Here is a 25511-nt window from a genome sequence, read left to right as displayed (position 1 = left end):
CAAAAATTCCTGCATACCACTGTTGGGCTAACCGTAACCTGGCGGCTCGTTAGGCTTTTGCGACGCAGCTCCTACCACCACATTTGGCACCACACGATTCCCGCACAATTAATTTTCCGGCAATTTTTTGCTGGCTGATCGATTCACCTTCTATCACTTTAATAAGATTATCCACCAGTAACTGTCCGGCCAATTGCGTATCCTGCTGGATAGTTGTCAGCGGTGGGCTGGCAAAATCCGCTATCGGTATATCATCAAAACCGACAACAGCTATCTGTTGCGGAATTAATAACTGGGCTTCCTGCAACGCTTTCATCGCCCCGATGGCAATCAGATCGCTCGCACCTGCAATCGCATCAAATTTTTCACCACTACTGAGCAATTGCTGCGCGGCTGCAAAACCCGACGTTTCTGTTGTTTGCGCATAAATCTGTAAGCGCTTGTTAACCGCTAAACCACGCTCTTTTATAGCGCGACAATAGCCGTGATAGCGTGCCTGAAATTCGGGGGAATCTTCCGTTATACCGCCCAGAAAAGCGATTTTAGAGCGCCCAGATTCCAGCAAATGTGTTACCGCTGTGTAGCAGCCATTTTCGTTATCACAACCGATAAAGTAGCCAGCCTGCCCCTCAACCACAGGGCCCCAAGTAATAAAATGGGCGTTCATTTTATGAAGGCCCGATATTTTTTCGATGTAGGTGGTGTAGTCACCATAACCAAGGAAAATAATCCCGTCGGCCTTATGAGTATCTTCAAAATCAGCTTGCCAATCATCACTGTCCTGCTGAAAAGAAATAAGCAAATCATAGCCGCGAGTCGCCGAGGCCTTAGTAATGCTTCCCAGCATGGATAAGAAGAAAGGGTTAATTAAAGACGTTCCGGTACCCGGGTCTTCACAAAACAGTAGCGCGAGGGTTTTTGTGGTTTTTGATCGCAGGTTGCGTGCGTTGATATCAACTTTGTAATTTAGCTGTCGAGCAATTTCCTGAATTTTGTCTCGCGTTTGTTTACTCACCAGCGAGCTGTTTCGAAGCGCACGAGAAACGGTTGGCTGCGATACACCGGCGAGAAAGGCAATATCAAATGACGTGGGTCTATTTTCTTTCAACGGCTTGGTCCGCGAGACGGAGGATGAAACCGATTAAATTACCACGCCCGAATCAATGCATGCCTGTTCTAACGCCGTCACATCGGGCAGGGTAAATTCTTCCAGGCCAACCTTTACCTGCATATCATCATAGGGCCGCGCATTACGATCTGTATTTTCAGAAATATCAGCCTCCGCCACACGAACCATACGCGGAATGCCTTGAGTCGGTATAGCAATAAAGGGCAACTCGGAATTAACGCCGGTGTTGTTTAACACCGCCATTCGCCCCTGAGGATTCAGAGGTGTCACCGGGCCACCACTGATACCCTCATAAGAAATAACCGGTACCTTGGTGTTGCGCCATTCGTAAAAACCCAGGAGCCAGGGGGGTGAATTTTCAAGCGAGCCAATAGGTTGCATGGACGCCATTTCCGCCACCGACACCGTTGGTAAAATTAATGTATTGTCCAGCAGAGGAACTAGCAGACAGGCAATTTCTGTATTGCTCGAAATAACAGCGACCTTACTTTCACCTTCACTCATGCTTTTTACCCATTAAAATAGTCAGTTATTCGTTGCTGCAGTAATACGGTTTACATGCAGGCTGCTTTCGGATGTCGACGTTCTGCGAATTGTCGTGCCAGCTGCTCTGGCGACCCAAGATAGCTCACCGCTCCGGTTCCCAAGGCTGAAACAGGCATGGAATCTACTGCGCAGCTTGATGGAGACTGCGCCCAAATCAAACCGCCACAACCTTTCATATAATGGCAGCTGCTAGAGCCATCGTTGCCCATGCCGGAAAATATAATCGCGCCGCTATTTTTACCAAACCTTCTGGCAACCTTGGCCATCACTTGGTCGGCAGAGGGCTGATATTTTCCTGCCCAGCGATCGGGTATGGGGGCTATCACTCTAGTTTCGTAGAGATCAATTTGATGCGCTGGTGACACCAGGTATATGCATTTTTCCACCATTGTCTGGGAACGCTCGCATTCGAGAACAGCCCAGCAAGTATTGCGTAGTAAGGCTTTCTGCAATGTACGTGTAATTTCTGGATTGATATGCTGTACATACAAAAAAGCAACGCCATCCATATGCTCAGGAATATGCTTCAGGAAACGGCCGACAGCCTCCGGGCCACCCGTCGATGCTGCTAACACCCAAATTTCACGCGGTTTGCTCAAGCCTTGTGGCGCTGAGGTACCGGCACACAATTGTATTTTGCTTGAAAACCGCGTGACTCGCTCAATAACACCCAGCTCGTTGTAACTCTCGATATCGTCATAAATGACTGGCACGTCGAAAGATTCCAAAATTTCCATCAGATGTTCTGACTTGTCATGCTGTAAATCCAAACGCACAACCCAAGCGTCGACATTCCGAACCTTGTCCAGGCAACCACTGCTGGCTTTAATGGACAAAGCAATATCGTGACCGGAACGCTTTACCAAATCGGTCAAGTCTTCAAGTTGGGCGGATGTTTCGGCCAGCAGCCCAAATGTCAGGGCCTGCACAGTCAATGCAGCTAGCCCTTTTCGGCTTTAGCCAAAAGATCGTTTATTCCTTCGAGCAACATATCCTCCTGATAGGGTTTACCCATATATTTATTCACCCCCAGTTCCATCGCATGCTCCCGATGTTTATCACCGGTTCGAGAGGTAATCATAATGATAGGTAAGTGCTTCCATCGACTAGTCGTGCGAATATTTTTCGCGACTTCAAAACCATCCATACGCGGCATTTCAATATCCAGCAGCATAAGATCTGGCAGTTCATCCTGAAGTGTTCGCAGTGCGTCCACACCATCTTTGGCGGTCATCACATTAAAGCCTTCACGTTCTAAAAAGCGTGATGTCACCTTGCGTACCGTTACCGAGTCATCGACGACCATAATAGTCTTAACAACCTCTTCCGGCACTTCATCGGCCTTCAGAGCGGCTACTCCGTCCAACTCAATAATATTGGCATTGGCAATTTCTTTACGCACCAATGCATGGGGGTCGAGAATAACAACCACACTCCCGTCACCCATAAGAGTAGCACCCGAAAGCCCCTGCACAGAACTGAATTGCGAGCCCAGGCTCTTTACAACCACTTCACGGCTACCTAAGAGGTTATCCACTTGAATGGCCATGGTACTTTCTGCGGAGCGCACCAATAACACGGGAAGAGGCAATGCCTGACCTTCCAGTTTGGCCTGAATATCCGCGTTGAGCATTGTCCCCAGATAGCGCACTTGGTAGTTTTCCCCGGCATATTCAAAGCGGGCATCTTCACTAGAATAATAGTGTTCCAGCTCAAATGGACTAACACGCACAATACCTTCAATGGTGTTCAGCGGAATCGCGTAGTTATCCAGACCTATTTCAACCATCAGCGCGCGATTAACCGATACGGTAAACGGTAGTCGAATAATAACTTCAGTGCCACGCCCCCATTCGGAGTTGATCAGCACTGAACCGCCCATGGCTTTGATCTCGGACGTTACAACGTCCATACCTACACCGCGGCCTGAGATCTGGGTGACCGTTTCCGCAGTACTGAAACCAGCGTGCAGTACAAACTGCATGATATCGAAATCGCTCAGCTCTGCATCCGCGGCCATCAAACCACGCTCGATCGCCTTTTCACGTACACGACGCAAATCCACACCACGACCATCATCAGCCAAACGCAGAAGAACATCGCCACCTTCGCGACCCAGCGTTAAGACAATTCGACCGGTTTCGGGTTTAGCGGCGTCTATGCGTTTTTCCGGCAGTTCAATACCGTGATCCACAGCATTGCGCAGCATGTGTTCCAATGGCGGTACCAGACGCTCCAGCACGGAACGGTCTAGTTCACCTTCAATATTGTCCAGCTCGAAGCTGACATTCTTGCCCAGCTCACCCGCAACCTGGCGAACAATCCGGCGCAGGCGCGGTACCAAACGAGAGAAAGGTACCATGCGTGAACGCATCAAACCCTCCTGTAGAGTGGTGTTAATACGTGACTGTTGCAGTAACAGAGTTTCGGTATCGCGGATGTTGTCGGTCAGGGTTTGGCGCAGATCCACCAAGTCGGACGCAGACTCAATTAGTGAGCGGGAGAGCTGCTGTAATTGCGAGTAGCGATCCATCTCCAAAGGGTCGAAATCTTCGTGTTCCGCCATCTGCTCCTGGCGAAAGAGCACCTGGGCTTCGGTTTCAATATCTAGCCTGCGCAACTGCTCCTGTAAACGGGCAATGGTGGAATCGATATCTTCCAGTGAATGAGAGAAGTCGCTGACCTGTTGCTCGATACGCGAACGGTTAATGGAGGTTTCACCCGCAAGGTTTACCAATTCTTCCAACAGGTCGGACGAGACTTTAACGACCTCTTGTGGCCCGGTTTGCTTGCTTACGAGTGCCTGCTCACCACCACCTGTTTTAACCGCCGGCATGTTAAATTCACCAGGGCTTGCCTCAGCGGCGGATTTAGGTCGAGGCATAAAGGGCAGAACATTGGATTCCTGACCTGCTTCTGCCGCACTATTTTCTGGTTGTTGATCAGCGATTCCCTCGGTTTGAGCAATCGGGGCGTCCAGCTCAGCATCACCGGAAATTTCTGCCGGCGCGGCTGTCGCACTGGCGCCACCCTGCGCTACAAAGTTCTCAATGCCACGAACACCACTGAGCACTCTATCCTGGTAACTGTGCATCTTGTGGAAGAAGCCATCGTTCAAATCACTGAGGTCAGTGGCGATCAGGAAGCTTTCATATTCGTGGGTAAGCTCACCGAGATTGGCCATTCCCGCCAAACGAGCGCCACCTTTGAGAGTATGCAATACGCGTTTGATCTGCTCTGGCCTGGAATCATCGGACCAGTCAGATTCCCAGCTATGAACCGACTCATCCAGTTCTTCGATCAGCTCGTTCGCTTCCTCCAAAAAGATGTCGACAATATCCTCGTCGTAGTCTTCATGGCTTGTGTCAATATTGTCCAGTAGGCCCGGGATGGTCTTCCAGCTCGGGGTCACTTCCGGCTCAACTTCAGCAGCTGGCTGACTCTCCGGAGTGTTTGGCGACACGAACGCAGGCTCTTCCGGTTCAAATTCAACGACGGCGTCAGACTCCGACGCCCCCTGCTCTTCTGTCGTGCCGAGAAGGTCCTGCTCCTCAGTTGGCGCAGGGTCTACCACAAGCGCCTCTGTTACAAGGAGGTCTTCTGATCCATCGGTGCCTTCGACAAAACCGTTCGCCATTTGCAGCTCTGACGAATTATCATCGCTGGAGAGACCATGCTCTTCATCTGGAAGCGCTTCTATCGTATCGAGGCTGCCCTGCTCCTCACCTGACACGAGGTTTTCCACTACAAATAAGTCTTCTGATCCGTCTGTAACAATGCTACCGGCGTCTTCGACAAAACCGTTCGCAACTTTCAGCCCTGACGAATGATCTTCACTGGAGAGACCGTGCTCTTCATCTGGAAGCTCCTCGGTTGGCGCAAGCTCTTCTGCTACGACTAGGACATCTTCTAATTCTTCTGTAACAATACCATCGGCGCCTTCGACAAACCCGTCAACCATTTGCTGCTCTGAGGTATGTTCATCGCTGGAGAAACTTTGCTCTTCGTCTAGAAGTTCATCAGCATCTTCCCCAGGCTGCAACGGTTCGTCGTCACCAAACTCTAGCTCGAGGGGAGACTCTTCTTCAGCTTCTACTGCGGATTCACCCCACAGCTGCTCCGGCTCGACAATCTCTTCAACGATTGAATTAAGAATCGCTTCCTCAACCGCCTCTTCACCCAGACTGGATATTTCGTTTTCAGCCTCTTCGCTGACCGAAAAAGGCTCATCCGTTGTTATGATCTCGGTTTCTGCTCCCGATACATCGTCAGTACGTTCCGTCACTCTGGAGCCACTGTAAATCAGCGAGGCCAATGCAGAAGTAGTCTCTTCCGATGGCGGTACAACATTTTGGCCTGCAGCTACGGCATCGACCATATCCAACAACGCATTGTGTCCGGCGCCAAGGAGAGTAAAAAAGTCGTCATTGGCTTCCAATTGACCGGCTTGGTACTGCTCATATAGTTTACACAGCTGTGCGCTCAGGCCAGCCATATCCGGTAGGTTGGCCTGCTGAGCGCCCGTTCCCAGGGTGGAAAGCTCCCGCACCACAGGCTCAATATGACCACGACTATCTCCACTGGCCTGCCAGTCGCCAATTATCTGTTCCGCATCCAGCAGCAGATTCATTTCCTCTGCCATAAAGATGGAGAGTAAGCGAGGATCAACCTTCTGCTGACCGTCTTTTTCCATCTCTTTAAGACGAATGAGGTGCCCGACCGCCAGTTCACGTAACTCTGCGGTGCGCGCGACAAACTGTTCCTGCTTGGGAATTTCAAGTGTCCGGCGAGCGTCGATACGACCCAAAGCCTCGCGCGTGTAGCTCACCGCATCGCGATATAACTGCAAGATGTCTGCGTTGATATCAACCTGGTATGTAATAAGCTCTTTAGCAAAAGCTTCCAGTGGCTCGGCAATACCTGCAATTGGAAGTACCTGCGCCATTTTGGCACTGCCCTTCAAGGTATGCAGCGCACGCTGGAAGTCATCACTGGGCGGCCCGTAGAGAGGGGATTCCTCTTCCATTTGGGCAATAAAGGCTTCCATGGTAGCCAAGTGTCCCGCCGCTTCAGAAGAAAAGATTTCCAGAAGTACGAAATCTTCATCATCTTCAAGCTCGGCTTGAGGCTCTTCTGTCTCCGCAACCACGGGATTGCTTTCGCTAACAGGCTCAGCGGCAGGCGCTTGAGCATTAAGATCGGGAAGCGGAATAGACTCTCCCGCTGGCACGGCTGCCAGCTCTGGGGGAGTTTTTCCCTCAGAAAGGGATTTCGCCCAAGCCATATACTGCTCGGCCAAGGCCTTTTGTGAGCAACGACGCTTGGCAGCAAAATCGTCAATCATCGAAGGCAGTAGATTAATAGCCAAATCGATAACGTGACTGTGGGCCGCCTCGGCGCGAATACTATTATCGAGAATGCGGTTAAGCATATTTTCGATAGTCCAGGCCAACTCACCAATATCAAAAGCTTCGACCATACGGCCGCTACCTTTTAGGGTATGGAAAGCTCGGCGGATAACCACCAGGGCGTCCTGGTCTTGCTGGTTAGCTTTCCACTGAGGAACGTACTCGTCTAGCGTTTCTTTTACTTCACCCGCTTCTTCGATAAAAATTTCGATAATTTCATCGTCGATATCACTTTCTTCAGCGTCGTCATCGATACTGATTTGGGCAAGAGATACCTCTGCAGGAGCCGTAAATTCTTCAACTGAGGCCACTGGCGCAGTTTGACCGTCGAGCACTTCCAGCTCAGGTGCAGCACCTGATACCGGCAACTCTTCGGCCATGGGCTCTTCTGCAGTGGGCTCCTCTGTAACGGGTTCTGCAGTAAAAACCGACTCTTCCGTCGGAGCGGGCGGAGCCGCGATAATTTCTTGTATCTCATCAACCTGAGGCGGTTCAACCGTATCTACCGGTGCATTGGCGGTAACACCACTTCCATCGATAGGGTAACCCAGAGTTGCAACGCTGCTTTCAGCCACATCCAGAAGCGATTCGGTATCTTCCTCCATATCACCCAACAAGCGCTCAAGGTAATACTCCAGGCTGGCAATCGCATCGGCCAGGGTATCCAATGCTTCCCAACCCGGCTGTCCTTCGCGATTCAATAACTGTTCCTGAATATACAAACTACAAGATCCCAGTATCGCAGCCGGGCGCGGCAGTGGAATCATATCCAAACCACCGCGAATATTGTGTAACAGGCTACCCACATTTAGCAGGTGGCTTTTATCCCATTTGGAAGAAATATATTCGACAATGGCATCTTTCGCCTGCTCCAGGCCATGCTGACATTCTTTAAGTACTGTGACTTTAGCCTGGTCGATCTCTACTTCACGCTCGTTGACACTGGCCAGATCTCGGTTGGTGCCCACAACCTTGGCGATCGCTTCGAGACGGTGTTCGATTTCTATTATTTTACCGGCCACATCCAATAGCCGAGCTTCATCAAAACTATTCTGCTGACTGAGTTCTTCCAGCATGGCGGCTTGAATATTGACCTGTTTGCGCAGATCACCAATACCCAGCACCGCAAGCGTGTCGGCTACACGCTTAACGATAGGCAAGACTTCTTTTAAATCTTCCGGTGAACCGTGGCCCGATAGAGAAAGGTCGAGCACATTCTTGATGGAGTTGATCTCATCATTGAGGGCCACAACCACTGAACGAATCGCTTCGGGATCTGGCGCAGAGAGGGAATCACTGGAGCCCTCATCGCCGATACTGACACCGTCTAGCAAAGCTTCAGACAAACTGTATCGCTGTTTTACACGATTAACTTTTTTGCCGCCGCTCTCTGCTCTGGCAACGTAGTACAACAAATTTTTCAGCAGGTTTTCGCGGGGCATAAAATCCAATGCACCCGGGGCTTTCTCCCCCAAAACGCGCAGCTCCCGAGCCAGGTGGCGAAGCAACCCACGAACGGCAACGCTCAATTCAATATCACCGCGCAACAGGCCTTCAATCAGGGCCGCTGACACTTCCCACATGGGAAAACACGCCGTTCCCTGAGTAAGGGCTTCCATTCGGCTGAATACTTTGTCTAGATAGTTGAGGTTCTCCTCAACTTTAATTTCCCGTAGTACGCTTGCGGCGGCAAACTGGTACATCTCCCTGAGTTTTTTCAAAACCTGTGCGAGTTTGGCCTTGTCTTGGGTAATGGGGTGCCGGCTACCATAGAGCTCTTTAACAATCTGCAGGTTGGGAGCAAACAGATTGGTTTCACTGAGGTAGCTTTGATTGCGCACTGCACGCAAGTCGTTAAGTAAAGGCAGAACCAACCCGGGATTATCTTCTTTTTGCCCTCGGATACGATCGAGATAAATAGGCAACTGCAGCAGCGAGCGCATCAGTACTTCCTGCGCTTCGGGCACACTGGTAACCTGATTGTCCATCAGTGCCTGTGCCAGCTGCTCCATTTCTTCAGCCAGCAATGATGCCCCGTGGAACTCAACCATTTGCAGACTGCCATGCACTTGGTGGATATGAGTCAGGCAGAAACGTATGCGTGTGGAATCCCTTGGGTCTTCCACAAAAGCTTCTAACGCTTGGTGGGCATCTTTGAGAGTTTCACTGATCTCCCCAACAACCCAATCCAACGCTGCAAAATTACGTTTATCACCCATAGATGGAGCCCTGCACCGCTAGGTTTGTATCAGACAACCGCATTACGCTGCCGCCACTTTTTTTATGTATGCCTGTACTTCATCGACGGGCGCTCTCACCATTTCTGGATGGGTCCAATCGACCACTTCTCCCAAACCAACCACTAATAAACCTCCCGGTTTCAAACGTTCCACAAACGCATTCATAATTTCGTGACGTAACCAGCGACGGAAATAGATCAGCAGGTTTTGACAGAAAATCACATCCTGCATAATGTTTGGCATTTCATTGATATTGAGCACATTGGCGTGGTTAAAACACACCCGATCCTGCAGCTCCGGAGAAACTTGATAACGCCCGTTATCCTGCTGGGTGAAATAGCGCTGTCGGATATCCGGCTCCATCATTTCCACTTTTCTCTGCGGATAGATACCGTTACGAGCAATGGTTAAGGCCGCTCGACTAATATCTGTGGCGGTAACGCCGTAGTAGGGATCAAGTTTCGCGCTATCGTAGGTGTCGTTGATCACCATCGAGAGGGAATAGGGTTCCTCACCGGAGGAACAACCAACGCTCCACACCTCGAAAGAGTCAGCCATTTTCTGGCTGGCAATCTGCTCTTCCATGTAGGTGCGAACACAATTAATAGAGGGGCGATGGCGAAAAAAACTGGTTTCTTTTACCACCAGGCGGTCGATCAAAACCGACCATTCCATCATCCCGGAGACACCGTCAACAACACGGTTGTAATACTGCGAATAATCAGAGTGTCCCAGCTCGCGCATGCGCATGGTGACCTGTGTTTGCAGGAACACGCGCTGCTGATCGCTGAGACAAATACCCGCCCGATCCTCGAGCAATTTGCTCCATAGATCAAATTGCTTGTCTGAAAGATCGGGAGCCGCCTGTAAAGACCAAATCATGAAGCTCAACCAGTAGTCGCGTTAGACGTTAATGCCAACGCTTTTTTTATCATCCTCATCCACTTCACTGGCAAAATCGTGAAGTAGCGTAGGGTCGGCATCATCGTCGTCCAGCGCATCATCAAGGGAGAGATCTACAACATCCTCCTCATCCAGCGTGGCAACATCGAGATCTTCATCAATGTCGACACCCAGCTCAGCTGCAATATCGGAATCCGCCTCAACATCCATATCGTAGTTGTCATCATTCGCTCGTGCGGCCATATCGTCAGGCAGCTTGAAGCCCGTTACCGAGCCTCGCAATTCAATTGCCATCTCGGAGAGATTACCAATCGAGGCCGCAGTAGCGTTAGTACCGGCAGATGTTTGTGAAGTGATTTCCTGAATCACGTTCATCGTGTTAGAAATATGACCTGCTGATGAGGCCTGCTGACGTGCAGCGTTGGAGATGTTTTGAATCAACTCCGCCAAGCTGGCCGATACCGCCTCGATTTCTTCCAAAGCTACACCCGCATCCTGTGCTAGGCGCGCTCCGCGTACCACTTCCGAAGTTGTTTGCTCCATCGAAATTACGGCTTCGTTGGTATCGTTCTGAATCGTCTTAACTAACGACTCAATCTGCTTAGTCGCTGTCGCTGAACGTTCCGCAAGTCGCTGAACCTCATCCGCTACCACCGCAAAGCCTCGTCCTGCGTCACCCGCCATAGAGGCCTGGATTGCTGCGTTAAGTGCAAGAATGTTGGTCTGGTCGGCAATGTCGTTAATCAACGATACGATGTCACCAATTTCCTGGGAGGACTCACCCAGTCGTTTAATACGTTTCGAGGTATCCTGAATCTGTTCACGAATGGTATCCATGCCGTGGATGGTGTTCTGCACCACCTTCGCACCGTTGTTTGCGATCGATACCGATCGCTCCGCAACGCCGGCTGACTCAGCCGCGTTAGCCGATACTTGGTCGATGGTAACCGCCATCTCGTTAACCGCAGCGGAAGCCCCGGCAATTTCCTGAGCCTGGTGCTCGGAAGCCTCAGCTAGGTGCAACGCGGTTTGCTGCGTTTCTTTCGAACCGTCCACAACCCGTTGAGAGGTTTCGTTAATACGCGATACCAGTACACGCAGTTGGTCGATGGTGTAGTTAACGGAGTCGGCAATCGCACCCGTAAAATCTTCGGTTACCGTTGCGGTGGTTGTCAGGTCACCATCAGCGAGGTCGGCCAGCTCATCCAGCAATCGCAAGATCGCGTTCTGATTTCGCTCATTGGTTTCTGCAGTTGCCTTGGCGCGTCGGTTAGTACCCCGAACCCAGGACCAACCAATTAAAATCAAACACACCAACCAGACCGCACCCACAATCATTAGCAGATTGTTGTTCCAGTTGCGGTTATTGGGCAGCTCTACTATCTGGTCAGACAGCGCACTCAGGTTATTCAGAATTTCCGGGCCGTCATCAAGAATTTCGTTCGTTGCCTGGCGCCCTTTAAACAGGGCTGGGGACGCCTCGAAGATTTCCCGTACCGAACCACTTACAAATTCAAACAGTTCGGAAATTTCTTCCAGTGAGGAAATGGCTTCGGAGTCCGTTACGCGCGAAATACTCATGGCGATATCGCCTGCTTTCATACCATCCAGTACTTTACCAAACAGGCTCGCATCGAGGTTGAACTGATCTGCTGCACGGTCGGCGTCATCACCACCCCGAAGCATTTTGTCCACGTTTCGACCGATACGTTCCGCACGCCAGGACTGCATCTGAGCAACCGACACCTGATCCGCTGGTGCTCGGTTTTCAAGAAGAATCTCTACGATATTGTTGTGTTCAGCCTGAAGTTCCGGGAGCGATTCATTCAGGGTGGTCGCCACATCATGAAGGAAGATAATGGTGTCTTTATTGTCCGTAATTACCTGGGAATTTTGCTTTACTCGCGCCCATACACCCTCGAAAGATGCCAGTTGACGGGTAAGCACTTTACGCGTTTGCGGGTCGGCAGATTTAAGCTGTGCCCAGGATCGCTCCATGGATGCCATTACATCCTGTAACTGTCCAAAAGCCTCTTCGTTACCAGAGGTCGCGTCCCGCGATAACGATGCCAGACGGAAAGACGATGCACGCAAGTTACTGGCGTGCTGGAGGTAGGCCTGATCACGCTCTGCATTGGTGAATAACTGATAAATCACCACACCAACAAATGCTGTCAGAATAATCAACCCGACTACCAAGCTGGCTAGTACTGGATTGGCTTTTGTCCGGGCGATAAGGCCCTCGGAATCACTCTTCATACGACGCTCCCAAGCGATTGTATGGTTCTAACCCAACGCGCAGATGCGCGTCCCGAAATGCAAAAAATCCTTCTGAGTCAAAGACCAGAGGAACGTTAACGATGCGCTGACCTCTGCTCTAAAAAAAGCAAAAGGTTAGCCCAATGTCTTTACTAAACAACGCTGGCTTACACCAGCGCTGCGTTGTTAAATCTCGAATCTTCGGCCAGTTTAGCCATACTGAATACGGGCCAGGCCTTACCATCGGCGTCTCTGTATGAGCCATCAATAAAGTCCTCCATCGTTTCAGGCAGGGCTTCGGTGTAATCTCCAAAACTGTCCGAATTAAAGTGCTGCATACCAAAGGCCCTATCAACCACAATGCCGCTGTAGAGGATATCGGTTTCCAACACCAGCACTCGGTGGTGCTTGCGGCTACCGCTGATGGCACCACCAAAGAAGTGGGGCAAATCAAAAATGGGTAACAGCCGCCCACGAACATTGGACAAACCCAAAACCCACGAATGCACACCGGGCAAACGCGTCGAACTAGGCACTTCCATCAATTCTGCCACGTGATTCATGGGCGCAACAAAACGCTGACCTAGAATAGAAAAGCCAATGCCGCTCCAACGGGGAGCTGTATTCTGCCTGGATGGCAACCCTCGCGCGGACTGACGACTCTTCTTCGCCAGCTCGACCAAAGCCTGGAAGGCTGTTCGACTCATTCGGAAGATCCCCGCCGTTCTATTTCCCACTTAATGCAATACTGCATGCGATCATCTGTTTCCGATAAGTCTGTTTAACCGCCCACTTTGGCGATGGTAGCCAGTAGCTCTTTTTCGTCGATTGGCTTGGTTAGGTAGGCTTTCGCACCCTGACGCATACCCCAAACGCGGTCAGTTTCCTGATCTTTGGTCGTTACGATAATAACGGGAATATGCGTTGTTTCAGGGGCTTTACTCAGCTGACGAGTTGCCTGAAAGCCGTTCAGTCCCGGCATTACGATATCCATCAAAATTAAATCGGGCAGCTCGGCTTTGGCGGTGGCTACACCGTCCTCACCATTTATCGCAGTAATAACAGCGTGTCCGTTCTTTTCCAACATACCCGTTAATTTGTATGTCTCTGTTGGTGAGTCATCAACAATCAGTACTTTTGCCATACTTCCCCCGCAGGTTATTCGGCACACAAAGGTTTAATGGTTCGATCCGTTAACTTAACTAGCTCGCGCGACTTTTACGTGCGCTTCAATAGCACCAATCAGCTCGCCCTTGCTGAATGGCTTGGTTAGATACTGGTCTGAACCCACGATACGCCCTTTCGCCTTATCAAAAAGGCCATCTTTACTGGAGAGCATAATGACGGGGGTAGATTTGAATTCACTGTTATTTTTTATTAATGCGCAAGTTTGGTAGCCGTCCAAGCGGGGCATCATAATATCAACAAAAATAATATTAGGACGGGTATCGGCGATTTTTGCCAGGGCATCAAAGCCATCTGTGGCAGTCACAACCGTGCAACCCACCTTTTTCAATAGCGTTTCAGCAGTTCGACGGATGGTTTTACTGTCATCGATAACCATCACCTTCAAGTGCTCTAAATTGACGTCCATAAAGTGACCTTGCTTATTCGTCTTAAGGATGAGAAGTATAGCGCCACACACTTACTATAGTATGAGGCAACTTTTAACATAGTTTTGCAGTGTAATCTATAACCGCTTGAAAAAAATAGAATTCTACGAAAATCATACGGAGAATCAAAACTATCAATTTTTAACGAGTACCTCTTATAATCGTCTAATATTTCAGCTTTCGCCAATCTCGTTTTCATATTCCCCGGAGTCAGTCAGTGAACAAGCAGCTTTCCATCGGTGTGGTCATGGACCCTATATCCACCATTCATTATTTAAAGGATACAACACTGGCGCTGCTACTGGCCGCCCAGTCACGCGGCCACGCCCTTTATTATATGGAACTGAGCGATTTAAGCCTCGATAAGGGTGAAGCACACGCCAATATCTGCACACTCTCCGTATTTGAAGACAAAAACCGCTGGTATGAGCTGGGCGAGCCTCAACAAACGCCCCTCGCAGACCTTGATGTAGTCTTGATGCGCAAAGATCCGCCCTTCGATAATCAGTATATCTACGCCACCTATATACTTGAGCGGGCCGAGCAGCAAGGAACCCTGATAGTCAATCGACCCCAAAGCTTACGCGACTGCAACGAAAAGGTCTTTGCCACGCAATTTCCCCAGTGCTGCTCACCGGTTATTGTCAGCCGGGATGCGCAACAGCTTCGCGAGTTTCACCAAAAGCACGGTGATGTCATTTTTAAACCATTGGATGGCATGGGCGGTACCGGTATATTCCGCTGCAGACAAGACGACCCCAATGTCAGTGTTATTCTCGAAACACTCACTGAAATGGGTACCAGTTTTATTATGGCCCAGCAGTTTATTCCCGATATCAGTAACGGAGATAAGCGGGTACTCGTCGTTAATGGCGAACCGATTCCCTACTGCCTCGCGCGCATACCAGCGGCCGGTGAAACTCGGGGTAATCTCGCCGCAGGCGGCAGCGGGCTTGCCCAACCTTTAAGTGATCGCGACCGTTGGATTGTCGACCAGGTCGCACCAACACTGGTCGAAAAAGGGTTAATGTTCGTCGGCCTCGATATTATTGGCGATTATCTCACTGAAATTAACGTAACCAGTCCAACCTGTGTACGTGAAATAGACAAGGCCTTTGATACTAAAATTGGCGAGAAATTGATAACAGCCATCGAAGCAAAGCGATCAAACTAAAGAGCATTATGTCCACCACTTACCCCGAGGCCACCAGCGGTGACCGCCTGAGCTTTACCCTGTTTATGGCCGCCGCTATTCACGCCATGATTATTTTCGGATTCAGCTTTGCGGTGAATAGCGGCCAGAAGATTGCGCCCACCCTCAATATTACCCTAGCTACACACAAGGATAATATTGCGCCGGACACAGCAGATTTTCTGGCGCAACACAACCAGCAGGCCAGCGGCACCGGCGACCAGGTGAAAGAGATTACCACCCGCGATCTGGCGAAAATCGCCGATACCACTATTCGCGACATAAAACCCGAGGCGCAGCAGAGAGCCACCACCGAAAGCCGCCACAAGACACAGATTCTCTCAACCAAACAGCTCAAGGACAGGCGCACAAACAAGAACCCGGACCCCGAAAAATCGGTAACCCAGGAAGAGAAGAAGGGTCTTGATATGGACGCACCGCTCTTTAATCCGGAATATGCGAGCCTGCAAGCGAAGCTGGCGCGAGAAAAATGGGAAGAAGCCAATAAGCCACGTATTCGGCGACTGATTTCGGTATCAACCAAATCAGCCCATGACGCGGCTTACCTGAACAGCTGGCAACAGAAAATAGAATTTATAGGCAACGAGAACTTTCCCCAAGAAGCACTCAATAACAACATATTCGGCCAATTGCGTCTAGCAGTAAGGATTAACAGTAATGGTGGCATAGAAAATATCGATATCTCTCAGTCTTCCGGCCACAAAGTGCTGGATGATGCCGCCCTGCAAATTGTTCGCCTCGCAGCCCCCTTCGAGCGCTTTCCACCGGAAATTAGCAAAGGCGCCGATCAACTAGAAATTATCCGCACCTGGCGCTTTCAGATCACGGGACTCAGCACGTCGAATTAGGCCCGTTAATCGGTTTTTTACATTTCGGGCCTTGAATTATTTCGCCCTAACATCATACTGAAATTATGAGCGATAGCCCTTGGAACAATGTCGATATTCCCGATAGCCTGCGCGATCATTTTCTGATCGCCATGCCTAACCTCACCGACCCTATTTTTTCCCATTCGGTTACCTATGTTTGTGACCACAGTGAGCAGGGCGCCATGGGCATTGTTATTAACCAACCCTTGAACCTGCGACTGGGCGATGTGTTCGACCAACTGCAAATTGACTACCACGCCCAGCTTGGCAACTACCCCGTATTGGCCGGTGGGCCGGTAAATATGCAGCGAGGCTTTGTCCTACACCGGGATGAAGGTACCTGGGAGTCTACTCTGCGCATCACCTCGGAAATCAGCCTGACGGCGTCTCGTGATATTGTCGCGGCCATCGCTAAAGAAGAAGGCCCCAAACACGCTCAGTTTGCGCTAGGCTATGCTGGCTGGAGTGCCGGTCAGCTGGAAGACGAAATTAACGCAAACTCCTGGCTTATCGTGCCTGCTGACACCGGCATCATTTTCGACACCCCCGTTGATGAACGCTGGTCAGCAACGGCAAAACAACTGGGTATCGACCTCAACCTGATTTCATCCACGGCCGGACATGCCTGAAACAATCCCTCCTCAAACACTGCTCGCTTTTGACTTCGGCACCCGCAATATTGGTGTTGCTACAGGGCAAACCCTTACACAATCGGCGAGCGAGCTCTCTCCCCTTCCCGCCAAAGAGGGCATTCCCGACTGGAAGCAGTTAGAGGCCCTGCTGAACGAGTGGAATCCACAGCTTGTCGTTGTTGGCTTGCCCGTCAATATGGACGGCAGCGAAATGGAAATGACCCGCCGGGCACGCAAATTTGGCAACCGCATAACCGGCCGTTTTGGCTATAAGGTTGAATTTGCCGATGAACGTCTGACGACGCGCGAAGCGAAAGCGGAAGCTCACGCCTCCGGCCACAAAGGCAACTACCGGCAAAAACCTATCGACTCGCTCGCTGCACGGATTATTTTGGAAAACTGGATGAACACGTAGTTTGTTGCGAGAGGCTAACCCCAAGACCAAGAAAGCGACCGGTGCTCGTCATCTCCCATCTAGCGCGATACCAGCACAGATGTGCTGGGGTGCTTGCTGCGCTAACCTATTGCTAGAAGCGCCTAGAACGATTGGATTCATCCTCCTGAATACTCAATTCATCTGCCGCGTTGGATAAATATTCGGCATCGCTTTCAGAGCCTAACTTTATCATCAAGCGTAGATCGTTGGGCGAATCTGCATGGGAGAGCGCATCTTCGTAGGTAATCTCACCGGAATCGTACAAATCGTATAGCGCCTGATCAAAGGTCTGCATACCCAGCTCTGTGGACTTTTTCATCAGCTCTTTCAGCTCATGCACATTGCCTTTGCGAATTAAATCCTGTGCCAGGGGGGTATTCAGGAAAACCTCCAGACAGGCACGACGGCCCATACCGTCCGGCGTAGGAATTAGCTGTTGAGCAACAATAGCTCGCAGATTCAGCGACAAATCCATCCACAATTGCGAGTGCCTGTCAGCGGGGAAGAAGTGAATAATGCGATCCAACGCCTGGTTGGCGTTGTTGGCATGAAGGGTACACAAGCAAAGATGACCAGTTTCTGCAAAGGCAATAGCGTGATCCATCGTTTCCCGGGCGCGAACCTCGCCTATCAGAATCACGTCTGGGGCCTGCCGCAAAGTGTTTTTCAGCGCCACCTCAAATGATTCCGTGTCAATTCCCACTTCGCGCTGGGTAATCACACAACCCTCATGCTGGTGAATAAATTCGATCGGGTCTTCGATGGAGATAATGTGCCCCCTGGAATTACGGTTGCGGTGGCCCACCATCGCCGCCAACGAAGTCGATTTACCCGTGCCGGTCGCACCCACAAACAACACCAGCCCTCGTTTAACCATAGCTAGCTCTTTAATCACTTCGGGTAAGCCGAGGTCATCAATTTTTGGGATCGTCGTTTCAATTCGTCGCAAGACCATACCGGCCAAATTGCGCTGATAGAAAGCACTGGCACGAAAGCGCCCAACTCCTCGCGCACTGATCGCGAAGTTAAGCTCCTTGGTTTCCATAAACTCCTTGCGCTGTTTTTCGTTCATTACGCTCAACACCGTTTCGCGGGATTTTTCCGGAGACATCGGTGTGGAAGTCACCGGAACAATCTTACCGTGAAGCTTCATAGAAGGTGGCACGCCAGCGGTAATAAATAAATCCGAAGCGCCTTTTTCTACCATCAATGACAACAAACGATCAAAATCCATAGGGATTCCTTAAAACAGCTTTTTTAGTTAACAAGTTGCGGACAAATACTATCTGATTCTTACTCTTTCTACGAAAGCGGGATTGACATCAGATGATGCAAACTCACCGACAGGGTAGGGCAAGGATACCCACCATTGCCCCCTCGGCTAATACACACAGGTTAAAAATTATCGGGCATCTTGGCTTTCTCTTTTGCCACATCCCGAGCAATGATTCGGCGTTCGACCATATCGGCCAAACACTGATCCATGGTCTGCATACCGATGGCTCCACCGGTTTGAATAGCAGAATACATCTGCGCAACTTTATCCTCGCGAATAAGGTTACGAATAGCCGGTGTACCACGCATAATTTCGTGCGCGGCTACGCGACCACCGCCAGTGCGTTTCATCAACGTTTGCGAAACAACCGCTTCCAGCGATTCCGATAGCATGGAACGCACCATGGATTTTTCGTTCGCCGGAAATACGTCCACAATGCGGTCCACGGTTTTTGCCGCCGAAGTGGTGTGTAAGGTGCCAAATACTAGGTGGCCTGTTTCGGCTGCGGTCAGCGCCAAACGAATCGTTTCCAAATCTCGCATTTCACCCACCAGAATAATATCCGGGTCTTCACGCAAAGCAGAGCGCAGCGCTTCGGCAAAACCGAGGGTGTCGCGATGAACTTCACGCTGGTTTACCAGGCATTTTTTGCTCTCATGCACAAATTCGATGGGGTCTTCGATGGTGAGAACATGGTGGTATTTATTCTCGTTGATAAAATCGATCATCGCTGCAAGAGTTGTGGACTTGCCAGAACCCGTTGGACCAGTAACCAAGACCAGCCCGCGCGGAACAGACGAGACATCACGGAATACCTGCCCCATTCCCAACTCCTCCATTGTAAGCACCTTGGATGGAATTGTACGAAATACTGCACCAGAACCACGATTCTGATTAAATGCGTTCACACGAAAGCGGGCAACACCCGGAACTTCGAAAGAAAAGTCAGTTTCCAGAAATTCTTCATAGTCCTTACGCTGCTTGTCGTTCATAATCTCGTAGATCAGACCGTGAACCTGCTTGTGCTCCATCGGCGGCAAATTAATACGACGCACATCGCCATCAACACGAATCATCGGCGGTAGGCCAGCAGACAAGTGCAAATCAGAAGCACCCTGCTTGGCGGAGAAAGCAAGTAGTTCAGTAATATCCATAAACGACCCTTAGTTAGCGTTTTGCCATGGCGCCGGACCAATGTTTTTTACGGCGACATGCGATTGAAAGACGTTAGCGTCAGGCACTTGCAACAGTGCAAGTTCAGACTAAGTATAAGTATATGCATAACATCTCGGACAAGATAACCGAAGTTAACACACGAATCGAAAAAGCGGCATCGGCCGCCAATAGAAATACGCAGGAAATCACATTACTTGCCGTTAGCAAGCGCCAACCCGATGATCTGCTACTCGAAGCCTACCGGGCCGGGCTGCGCCATTTTGGCGAAAATTATGTGCAGGAAGCGGTGGCAAAAATTGAACGCCTGCGCCTGCCCAACGCTGTGTGGCATTTTATCGGCCCCATTCAAAGCAATAAAACTAAAGTAATTGCCGACCATTTTCACTGGGTACACTCGGTGGATCGCATAAAAATTGCTCAGCGCCTGAGCGATCAACGCAACCCTATCTCCGCCCCGCTCAATATCTGCCTGCAAATTAATATCGATAACGAACCGAGTAAATCCGGCTCGAGCGCCGAGCAGGCGGAAGAAACCGCCCTGCAAATCGCGTCAATGCCCAACCTTCAATTGCGAGGATTGATGGCAATTCCGCAAATTGCCTCCCACCCGCAACAGTCCGCAGATGCTTTCCAACGTATGAGAAGCCTATACCAAACCTTGAAAAAGCACAGTACCCTCTCCACTATGGATACTCTATCGATGGGTATGTCGACCGATATGGAGGCCGCCATCGGCGAAGGGGCTACCGTTGTACGTGTGGGCACAGCGCTGTTTGGGCCGAGAAATAGCTAACTTATTAAAAAGGACTACCACCATGAAAACCTACCTGTTCAAGCTCAGCTTAGCCCTGTTTTTGGCCATCGCCTTCACTGGTTGCGCAACCAATCAGGGTAATACCAAGGCCGAGAAGCAGCAGGCCATCCTAAAAATGAAGGACGACACTCTGACCCAGCTATTTAAACTCAAGCCACATACCCGCGCCCAGTTGAATAGTGCGACAGGCTATGCCGTATTCAGTAATGCCAATGTTAACCTGATACTTGCCAGCTTCGGCGGCGGCTACGGTGTCGTCAAAAACCGCAATACAGGTCATCACACCTATATGAATATGGGCGAAGTCGGCCTGGGAATTGGTTTAGGCGCGAAGGATTTCCGTATTGTCATGGTATTTGACAGCATAGATGTTATGGATCAGTTTATTAACCAGGGCTGGGTCTTCGGTGGTCAAGCCGACGCCGCCGCCAAGGCTTCCGACAAAGGCGCCGCCGTGGGTGGAGAAGCCGTCGTGAACGGTATCACCGTATACCAAATAACGGAAACCGGGCTGGCTCTTCAAGCCACGGTGAAAGGTACCAAATTCTGGAAGTCCAGCGAACTCAACTAATCATTTCAGCAAGGCAGATACAAGTATTATGTCAGCAGCACCTACTATTGCGTTTATCGGCGCAGGCAATATGGCCAGCAGTATTATCGGCGGACTGGTCGCCACCGGACATCCGCCCGGCAGCATTATCGCCAGCGATCCCAACACAGATGCGCTGCACAAACTGGCAGCGCAGTCCGGCATTCAAACCAGTAGCGACAACGCTACCGCAGTAAAAGAGGCCAATATAGTCGTACTTTCGGTTAAGCCCCAAATCATGCAACTGGTATGCGAGTCACTGGTGGATTACTTATCTGCCAACACACTCACAATCTCCATCGCCGCAGGCATCAACTGCAACAGTCTGAAACAATGGCTAAACAAAAAGCAACCCATTGTACGTTGCATGCCCAACACTCCAGCATTAGTTCAAGCGGGCGCTAGCGCACTGTTCGCCAACAAGAAAACCAGCGACGAGCAACGCAAACAGGCAGAAACCATTCTGAGCGCTGTGGGCACCGTTAACTGGGTAGAGAAAGAAGATGACTTAGATGCGGTTACCGCCGTCTCCGGCAGCGGGCCCGCCTATTTCTTCCTAATGATCGAAGCCATGATCGACGCGGGCGTTAAGCAGGGCCTAAGCCGCGAGACCGCCACCACGCTAGCCAGTCAAACCGCCTTTGGCGCGGCCAAACTAGCCCTAAGCAGTGAAGTGGATGTGGCCGAGCTGCGCCGTAGGGTCACGTCGCCCAACGGTACAACGGCCGAGGCGATCGCCTCTTTTGAGCACGATAACTTCCGTACGGTGGTTGAAAACGCGATGCTGGCCTGTGCCGATCGCTCCCGCGAACTGGCAAAAGAATTGGGATAGATATCGTTATGAACCCTTGGGCCGAAATACTTGTTCTTATTATCGATACCCTGGCAACCGTCTATCTGTTGTTTGTGGTAATGCGCTTTATTTTACAGCTAACGAGAGCTGATTTTTACAACCCTTTCTCACAGGCCGTGGTTAAAGTCACCAACCCACTACTGCTGCCACTGCGCAAAATAGTGCCCGGCATGTGGGGAATTGATCTCGCCTCAGTGGTACTGGCATTACTGTTTCAACTGGTGATGGGCGAGGTGCTTTCGCTGGTAGTGATTCAATCATTTACAAACCCAATTTCCATGCTGATTTGGGGAACATTGGGCTTACTGAAAATGACCAGCTATATCGCCTGGGTGGGTCTGATAGTGCTAGTCATCACCAGTTTTGTAGCGCCCTACAGCAGCCACCCGGCGTTAATGCTGGTACGACAAATAATGGAACCGATACTGCGCCCTGTGCAAAAAATTATTCCACCCATGGGCGGTTTGGATTTTTCAGTGCTGTTTGTCTTCCTCGGCGTCAATGTACTGCAACAAGTTCTCGATATTTTTGCTTCGAATGTCGGCCTGATTCCCATTTTAGTCGTGGGTTACTAACAGCCTGCTAGACTTATTACCTCGAGCCCAAATTTGGGCAGGATCATGACTAACAATTGTTAGATAGAGTAAGCTTACACCCCCGGAGATAGCAACACTTTCCCCGGGTTTTTTATCCACTACAAAACCAAACCTAAGCTACACCCATGCCCGAAACACTTCCGGAAAATTCAGTCGGTATTGTTGCACCGCAAACCTTCAGCTTCGAGCAACCGCTGGAACTGGCCTGTGGCCGCACGCTCGACAATTACGAGTTGGTCGTTGAAACCTATGGCCAGCTCAACGCGAACAAATCCAATGCCGTACTCATCTGTCACGCTCTTTCTGGCCATCATCACGCCGCCGGCTATCACAGTATGGAAGATCGTAAACCCGGCTGGTGGGACGCCTATATCGGCCCCAACAAGCCGATGGATACCAACAAGTTTTTTATTGTCTCCCTTAATAATATTGGCGGTTGTAACGGCTCAACCGGGCCAACATCCATAAATCCAGCTACAGGTAAGCCCTGGGGCGCCGACTTTCCCAACCTGCGCATCCGTGACTGGGTGCACTCTCAAGCGCGTCTTGCCGACAAGATGGGGATTCAAAAGTGGGCCGCCGTTGTAGGTGGTAGCATGGGCGGTATGCAAGCGATGCGCTGGGCACTGGAATACCCAGACAGAATTGGTCACTGCGTTGTGATCGCGGCGGCCATGAAGCTCACCGCGCAAAATATTGCCTTTAATCACGCAGCGCGTGAAGCCATCCTTAGCGACCCGGAGTTTCACGGCGGCGACTACATAACGCAGGACACCATACCAACGCGCGGGCTGTCTACGGCACGAGTCATCGCCCATCTGACGTATCTGTCTGACGATGGTATGGGGAAAAAATTCGGTCGCGATCTACGTTCCGGCACCTTCGAACAAGGAGTGGAAGATCCGGTGGAGTTTCAAATCGAAAGTTACTTGCGCTACCAGGCTAAAACCTTTTCCAAAACTTTCGACGCCAACACCTACGTGCTAATGACCCGTGCACTGGATTATTTCGATCTGGCACGCGAGTACGACAACGACCCGGTAAAAGCCTTTAAAAATGCGCTGTGCAAATTCTTTATTGTTTCCTTTACCTCTGACTGGCGTTTCTCCCCGGAACGCTCTAAAGAAATGGTTAACGCCCTCATTCGCGCAGACCGCGATGTGGTATATGGCGAAATTGAATCCTCGCTCGGTCACGATGCATTCCTAATTCCGAACCAGCCCAGGTACTGGGACTTGTTTAGCCGCTATATGAACGGGATCGAGGTGAACCACTAATGCGCATCGATCACAATATTATTGAAAACTGGGTAGAACCCAACTCCCGCGTGCTCGATCTAGGCTGCGGCGATGGATCGCTGCTGAAAAACCTGCGCAAACGTAAAAATATTCACGGCTACGGAATCGAAATTAATTCCGAAAACATATTGCGCTGCATAGAGAACGGCGTGAACGTAATCGAACAAAACCTCGATGAAGGCCTAAGCGATTACGACGATCAGAGTTTCGACACGGTCATTATGTCGCAAACCATTCAAACAATGCAGTACCCTGATCTGGTGCTGCAGGAAATGCTGCGTGTCGGCCGCCAATGCATTGTCACGTTCCCAAACTTTGGCCATTGGAAAGCACGCTTTCATTTAGCCATCAATGGCCGGATGCCAGTTTCTGATTTATTACCTTACGAATGGTATAACACTCCCAACATCCATTTCTGCACCTTTAAAGATTTTGACGTTTTGTGTGAAGCGCACCAGTTCAAAAAGCTAAACCTTGAAGTTGTCGGCGGCAGCAATATGGGTTCGTTTTTACAGAAAATGCACCCCAACCTTTTTGGCGTAACAGCCCTGTATCGTTTAACCAAATAACACTATGAAAATATTCAACTGTTTGCTTTTCCTGTTGTTCACAAGTGCCTTCACCTGGGCTCAACCTAGCTCCCAAGGCAGCCAGGCATTTGATCAGCACGAGGTTCATTACAGTGTTTTTCCCAGTACCTTTCTATTACCGGAAGTTGCCGCCGCCTATAAAATAAAGCGCAGCAAATACGAATCTCTGGTAAATATTTCGGTATCACCCACGGGGCAATACGGTGGTCTAACGGCAAAAATTACCGGCACGGTAACGAACCTTATGCAACAGCAAAAAAAATTATCTTTTCTCGAAATTCGTGAGGGTAATACGACTTACTACATCGCCCCCGTACGAATTTCCGGCGAAGAGTTGGTACGTTTCAAAATAAACGTACAGATCCCAGAAAAAGACAGCCCTTTTATCACAACATTCAGCACAAAATTGGTAGCGCAATGAGCAAAAAAGTTGTTATGGCCAGCGGAAATACGGGTAAATTGCGCGAATTTAAAACCCTTCTCACTCAATGTGATTTTACGGTATTACCCCAGTCTGAATTTAATGTTCCCGAAGCCGATGAAACTGGCCTTACGTTTGTCGAAAATGCGCTGATAAAAGCCCGCAATGCCTGTGAACACACCGGCCTGCCCGCCATTGCCGATGATTCTGGCATTGAAGTCGATGCACTAATGGGGAAGCCCGGCATTTATTCCGCGCGCTTCTCTGAAGGTTGGCAAGGTCTGCCAGCCAACGACAAACGCAATAACGAATATTTACTTGAACAGTTAAAGCCATTCCCCGAAAGAAAAGATCGAGCTGCCCGCTACCAGTGCGTACTTGTTTATATGCGCCACGCGGCCGACCCAACGCCGATCGTCTGCCAGGAAAGCTGGGAAGGGAATATATTAAACGAACATATAGGAAGTAATGGCTTCGGCTACGACCCCCTATTTTATGTCCAAGAATTTGACTGTAGCTCAGCAGAGCTGGATAAAGATCTGAAGAATAAAATTAGCCATCGCGGAAAGGCCCTGCAAGACTTACTTGCAGCACTCAAAGAAGAGCTGGCCTTGCACGGAGAAACACCCCAAAGAACCACACCTTAAGCA

The 25511-nt window shown here is 50.2% G+C and carries 23 protein-coding genes; 12 read left to right on the top strand and 11 right to left on the bottom strand.

Annotation, left to right across the window (positions count from 1 at the left end):
* Nucleotides 1–49: 49 nt before the first annotated feature.
* From H5715_RS17145 to pilG, 9 genes are all read right to left on the bottom strand, one after another.
* Nucleotides 50–1108 carry a LacI family DNA-binding transcriptional regulator gene (locus H5715_RS17145; protein WP_075186243.1) on the bottom strand — a complete coding sequence of 353 codons (1059 nt, stop codon included), beginning with the start codon at nt 1106–1108 and terminating at the stop codon, nt 50–52.
* 33 nt (nt 1109–1141) lie between these two features.
* Nucleotides 1142–1633 carry a chemotaxis protein CheW gene (locus tag H5715_RS17140; RefSeq protein ID WP_075186244.1) on the bottom strand — a complete coding sequence of 164 codons (492 nt, stop codon included), beginning with the start codon at nt 1631–1633 and terminating at the stop codon, nt 1142–1144.
* A gap of 50 nt (nt 1634–1683) precedes the next feature.
* On the bottom strand, nt 1684–2604 hold the full coding sequence (locus H5715_RS17135; RefSeq protein WP_246434802.1) for a chemotaxis protein CheB: 921 nt from the start codon (nt 2602–2604) through the stop codon (nt 1684–1686).
* Between the two features lie 11 nt (nt 2605–2615).
* Nucleotides 2616–9302 carry a hybrid sensor histidine kinase/response regulator gene (locus H5715_RS17130; RefSeq protein WP_075186246.1) on the bottom strand — a complete coding sequence of 2229 codons (6687 nt, stop codon included), beginning with the start codon at nt 9300–9302 and terminating at the stop codon, nt 2616–2618.
* 42 nt (nt 9303–9344) lie between these two features.
* Complete coding sequence (locus tag H5715_RS17125; protein ID WP_075186247.1) at nt 9345–10205, bottom strand: CheR family methyltransferase; 861 nt, start codon at nt 10203–10205, stop codon at nt 9345–9347.
* 21 nt (nt 10206–10226) lie between these two features.
* Complete coding sequence (locus tag H5715_RS17120; protein WP_075186248.1) at nt 10227–12485, bottom strand: methyl-accepting chemotaxis protein; 2259 nt, start codon at nt 12483–12485, stop codon at nt 10227–10229.
* Between the two features lie 167 nt (nt 12486–12652).
* Nucleotides 12653–13192 (bottom strand): chemotaxis protein CheW, encoded by a 540-nt coding sequence (locus H5715_RS17115; protein ID WP_075186249.1) that lies wholly within the window; start codon nt 13190–13192, stop codon nt 12653–12655.
* A 74-nt stretch (nt 13193–13266) separates the two neighbouring features.
* Nucleotides 13267–13629, bottom strand: coding sequence for a twitching motility response regulator PilH (pilH, locus tag H5715_RS17110; RefSeq protein ID WP_075186250.1), 363 nt, complete (start codon nt 13627–13629; stop codon nt 13267–13269).
* A 54-nt stretch (nt 13630–13683) separates the two neighbouring features.
* Nucleotides 13684–14079: a twitching motility response regulator PilG gene (pilG, locus tag H5715_RS17105; protein WP_075186251.1), complete on the bottom strand. Its 396-nt coding sequence runs from the start codon at nt 14077–14079 to the stop codon at nt 13684–13686.
* 236 nt (nt 14080–14315) lie between these two features.
* Here pilG and gshB point away from each other — a divergent pair, with 236 nt between their 5' ends.
* From gshB to ruvX, 4 genes are all read left to right on the top strand, one after another.
* Nucleotides 14316–15272, top strand: coding sequence for a glutathione synthase (gene gshB, locus H5715_RS17100; RefSeq protein ID WP_075186252.1), 957 nt, complete (start codon nt 14316–14318; stop codon nt 15270–15272).
* Between the two features lie 8 nt (nt 15273–15280).
* Nucleotides 15281–16159 (top strand): TonB family protein, encoded by an 879-nt coding sequence (locus tag H5715_RS17095; RefSeq protein WP_075186253.1) that lies wholly within the window; start codon nt 15281–15283, stop codon nt 16157–16159.
* A gap of 65 nt (nt 16160–16224) precedes the next feature.
* Nucleotides 16225–16809, top strand: coding sequence for a YqgE/AlgH family protein (locus H5715_RS17090; protein WP_075186254.1), 585 nt, complete (start codon nt 16225–16227; stop codon nt 16807–16809).
* Nucleotides 16802–17227 carry a Holliday junction resolvase RuvX gene (gene ruvX, locus H5715_RS17085; protein WP_075186255.1) on the top strand — a complete coding sequence of 142 codons (426 nt, stop codon included), beginning with the start codon at nt 16802–16804 and terminating at the stop codon, nt 17225–17227. The genes H5715_RS17090 and ruvX overlap by 8 nt, the downstream gene beginning before the upstream one ends.
* Before the next feature lie 112 nt (nt 17228–17339).
* On the opposite strand, the gene H5715_RS17080 is transcribed toward ruvX, so the two are convergent.
* Together H5715_RS17080 and H5715_RS17075 are read right to left on the bottom strand one after the other, a co-directional pair.
* Nucleotides 17340–18482 (bottom strand): PilT/PilU family type 4a pilus ATPase, encoded by a 1143-nt coding sequence (locus H5715_RS17080; RefSeq protein ID WP_075186256.1) that lies wholly within the window; start codon nt 18480–18482, stop codon nt 17340–17342.
* Nucleotides 18483–18643: 161 nt separating this feature from the next.
* Nucleotides 18644–19678: a type IV pilus twitching motility protein PilT gene (locus tag H5715_RS17075; RefSeq protein ID WP_075186257.1), complete on the bottom strand. Its 1035-nt coding sequence runs from the start codon at nt 19676–19678 to the stop codon at nt 18644–18646.
* Nucleotides 19679–19800: 122 nt separating this feature from the next.
* On the opposite strand from H5715_RS17075, the gene H5715_RS17070 reads away from it, so the two are divergent.
* The 8 genes from H5715_RS17070 to rdgB all read left to right on the top strand — a co-directional run bounded on the left by H5715_RS17070 (nt 19801) and on the right by rdgB (nt 25508).
* Entirely contained in the window at nt 19801–20493 is a 693-nt protein-coding gene (locus H5715_RS17070; RefSeq protein ID WP_075186258.1) for a YggS family pyridoxal phosphate-dependent enzyme, read from the top strand.
* 22 nt (nt 20494–20515) lie between these two features.
* Entirely contained in the window at nt 20516–21085 is a 570-nt protein-coding gene (locus tag H5715_RS17065) for a lipid-binding SYLF domain-containing protein (RefSeq protein ID WP_075186259.1), read from the top strand.
* A gap of 25 nt (nt 21086–21110) precedes the next feature.
* Nucleotides 21111–21935 carry a pyrroline-5-carboxylate reductase gene (proC, locus tag H5715_RS17060; RefSeq protein WP_221892405.1) on the top strand — a complete coding sequence of 275 codons (825 nt, stop codon included), beginning with the start codon at nt 21111–21113 and terminating at the stop codon, nt 21933–21935.
* 8 nt (nt 21936–21943) lie between these two features.
* Entirely contained in the window at nt 21944–22531 is a 588-nt protein-coding gene (locus H5715_RS17055) for a YggT family protein (protein WP_075186261.1), read from the top strand.
* 146 nt (nt 22532–22677) lie between these two features.
* A complete protein-coding gene (gene metX, locus H5715_RS17050; RefSeq protein WP_075186262.1) occupies nt 22678–23829 on the top strand; it encodes a homoserine O-succinyltransferase MetX in 1152 nt (383 codons plus the stop codon).
* Nucleotides 23829–24419: a methionine biosynthesis protein MetW gene (gene metW, locus H5715_RS17045; protein ID WP_075186263.1), complete on the top strand. Its 591-nt coding sequence runs from the start codon at nt 23829–23831 to the stop codon at nt 24417–24419. The genes metX and metW overlap by 1 nt, the downstream gene beginning before the upstream one ends.
* A gap of 4 nt (nt 24420–24423) precedes the next feature.
* Nucleotides 24424–24861 (top strand): DUF4426 domain-containing protein, encoded by a 438-nt coding sequence (locus tag H5715_RS17040; RefSeq protein ID WP_075186264.1) that lies wholly within the window; start codon nt 24424–24426, stop codon nt 24859–24861.
* Entirely contained in the window at nt 24858–25508 is a 651-nt protein-coding gene (rdgB, locus tag H5715_RS17035; protein WP_075186265.1) for an RdgB/HAM1 family non-canonical purine NTP pyrophosphatase, read from the top strand. Before H5715_RS17040 ends, rdgB begins: the two co-directional genes overlap by 4 nt.
* Nucleotides 25509–25511: the final 3 nt, after the last annotated feature.

Source organism: Teredinibacter haidensis (assembly GCF_014211975.1).
In the GTDB taxonomy this organism is placed as follows: Bacteria; Pseudomonadota; Gammaproteobacteria; order Pseudomonadales; family Cellvibrionaceae; genus Teredinibacter; species Teredinibacter haidensis.
The sequence above is the reverse complement of the archived record's forward strand: the minus strand, read 5'-3'. Positions and strand labels throughout refer to the sequence as shown.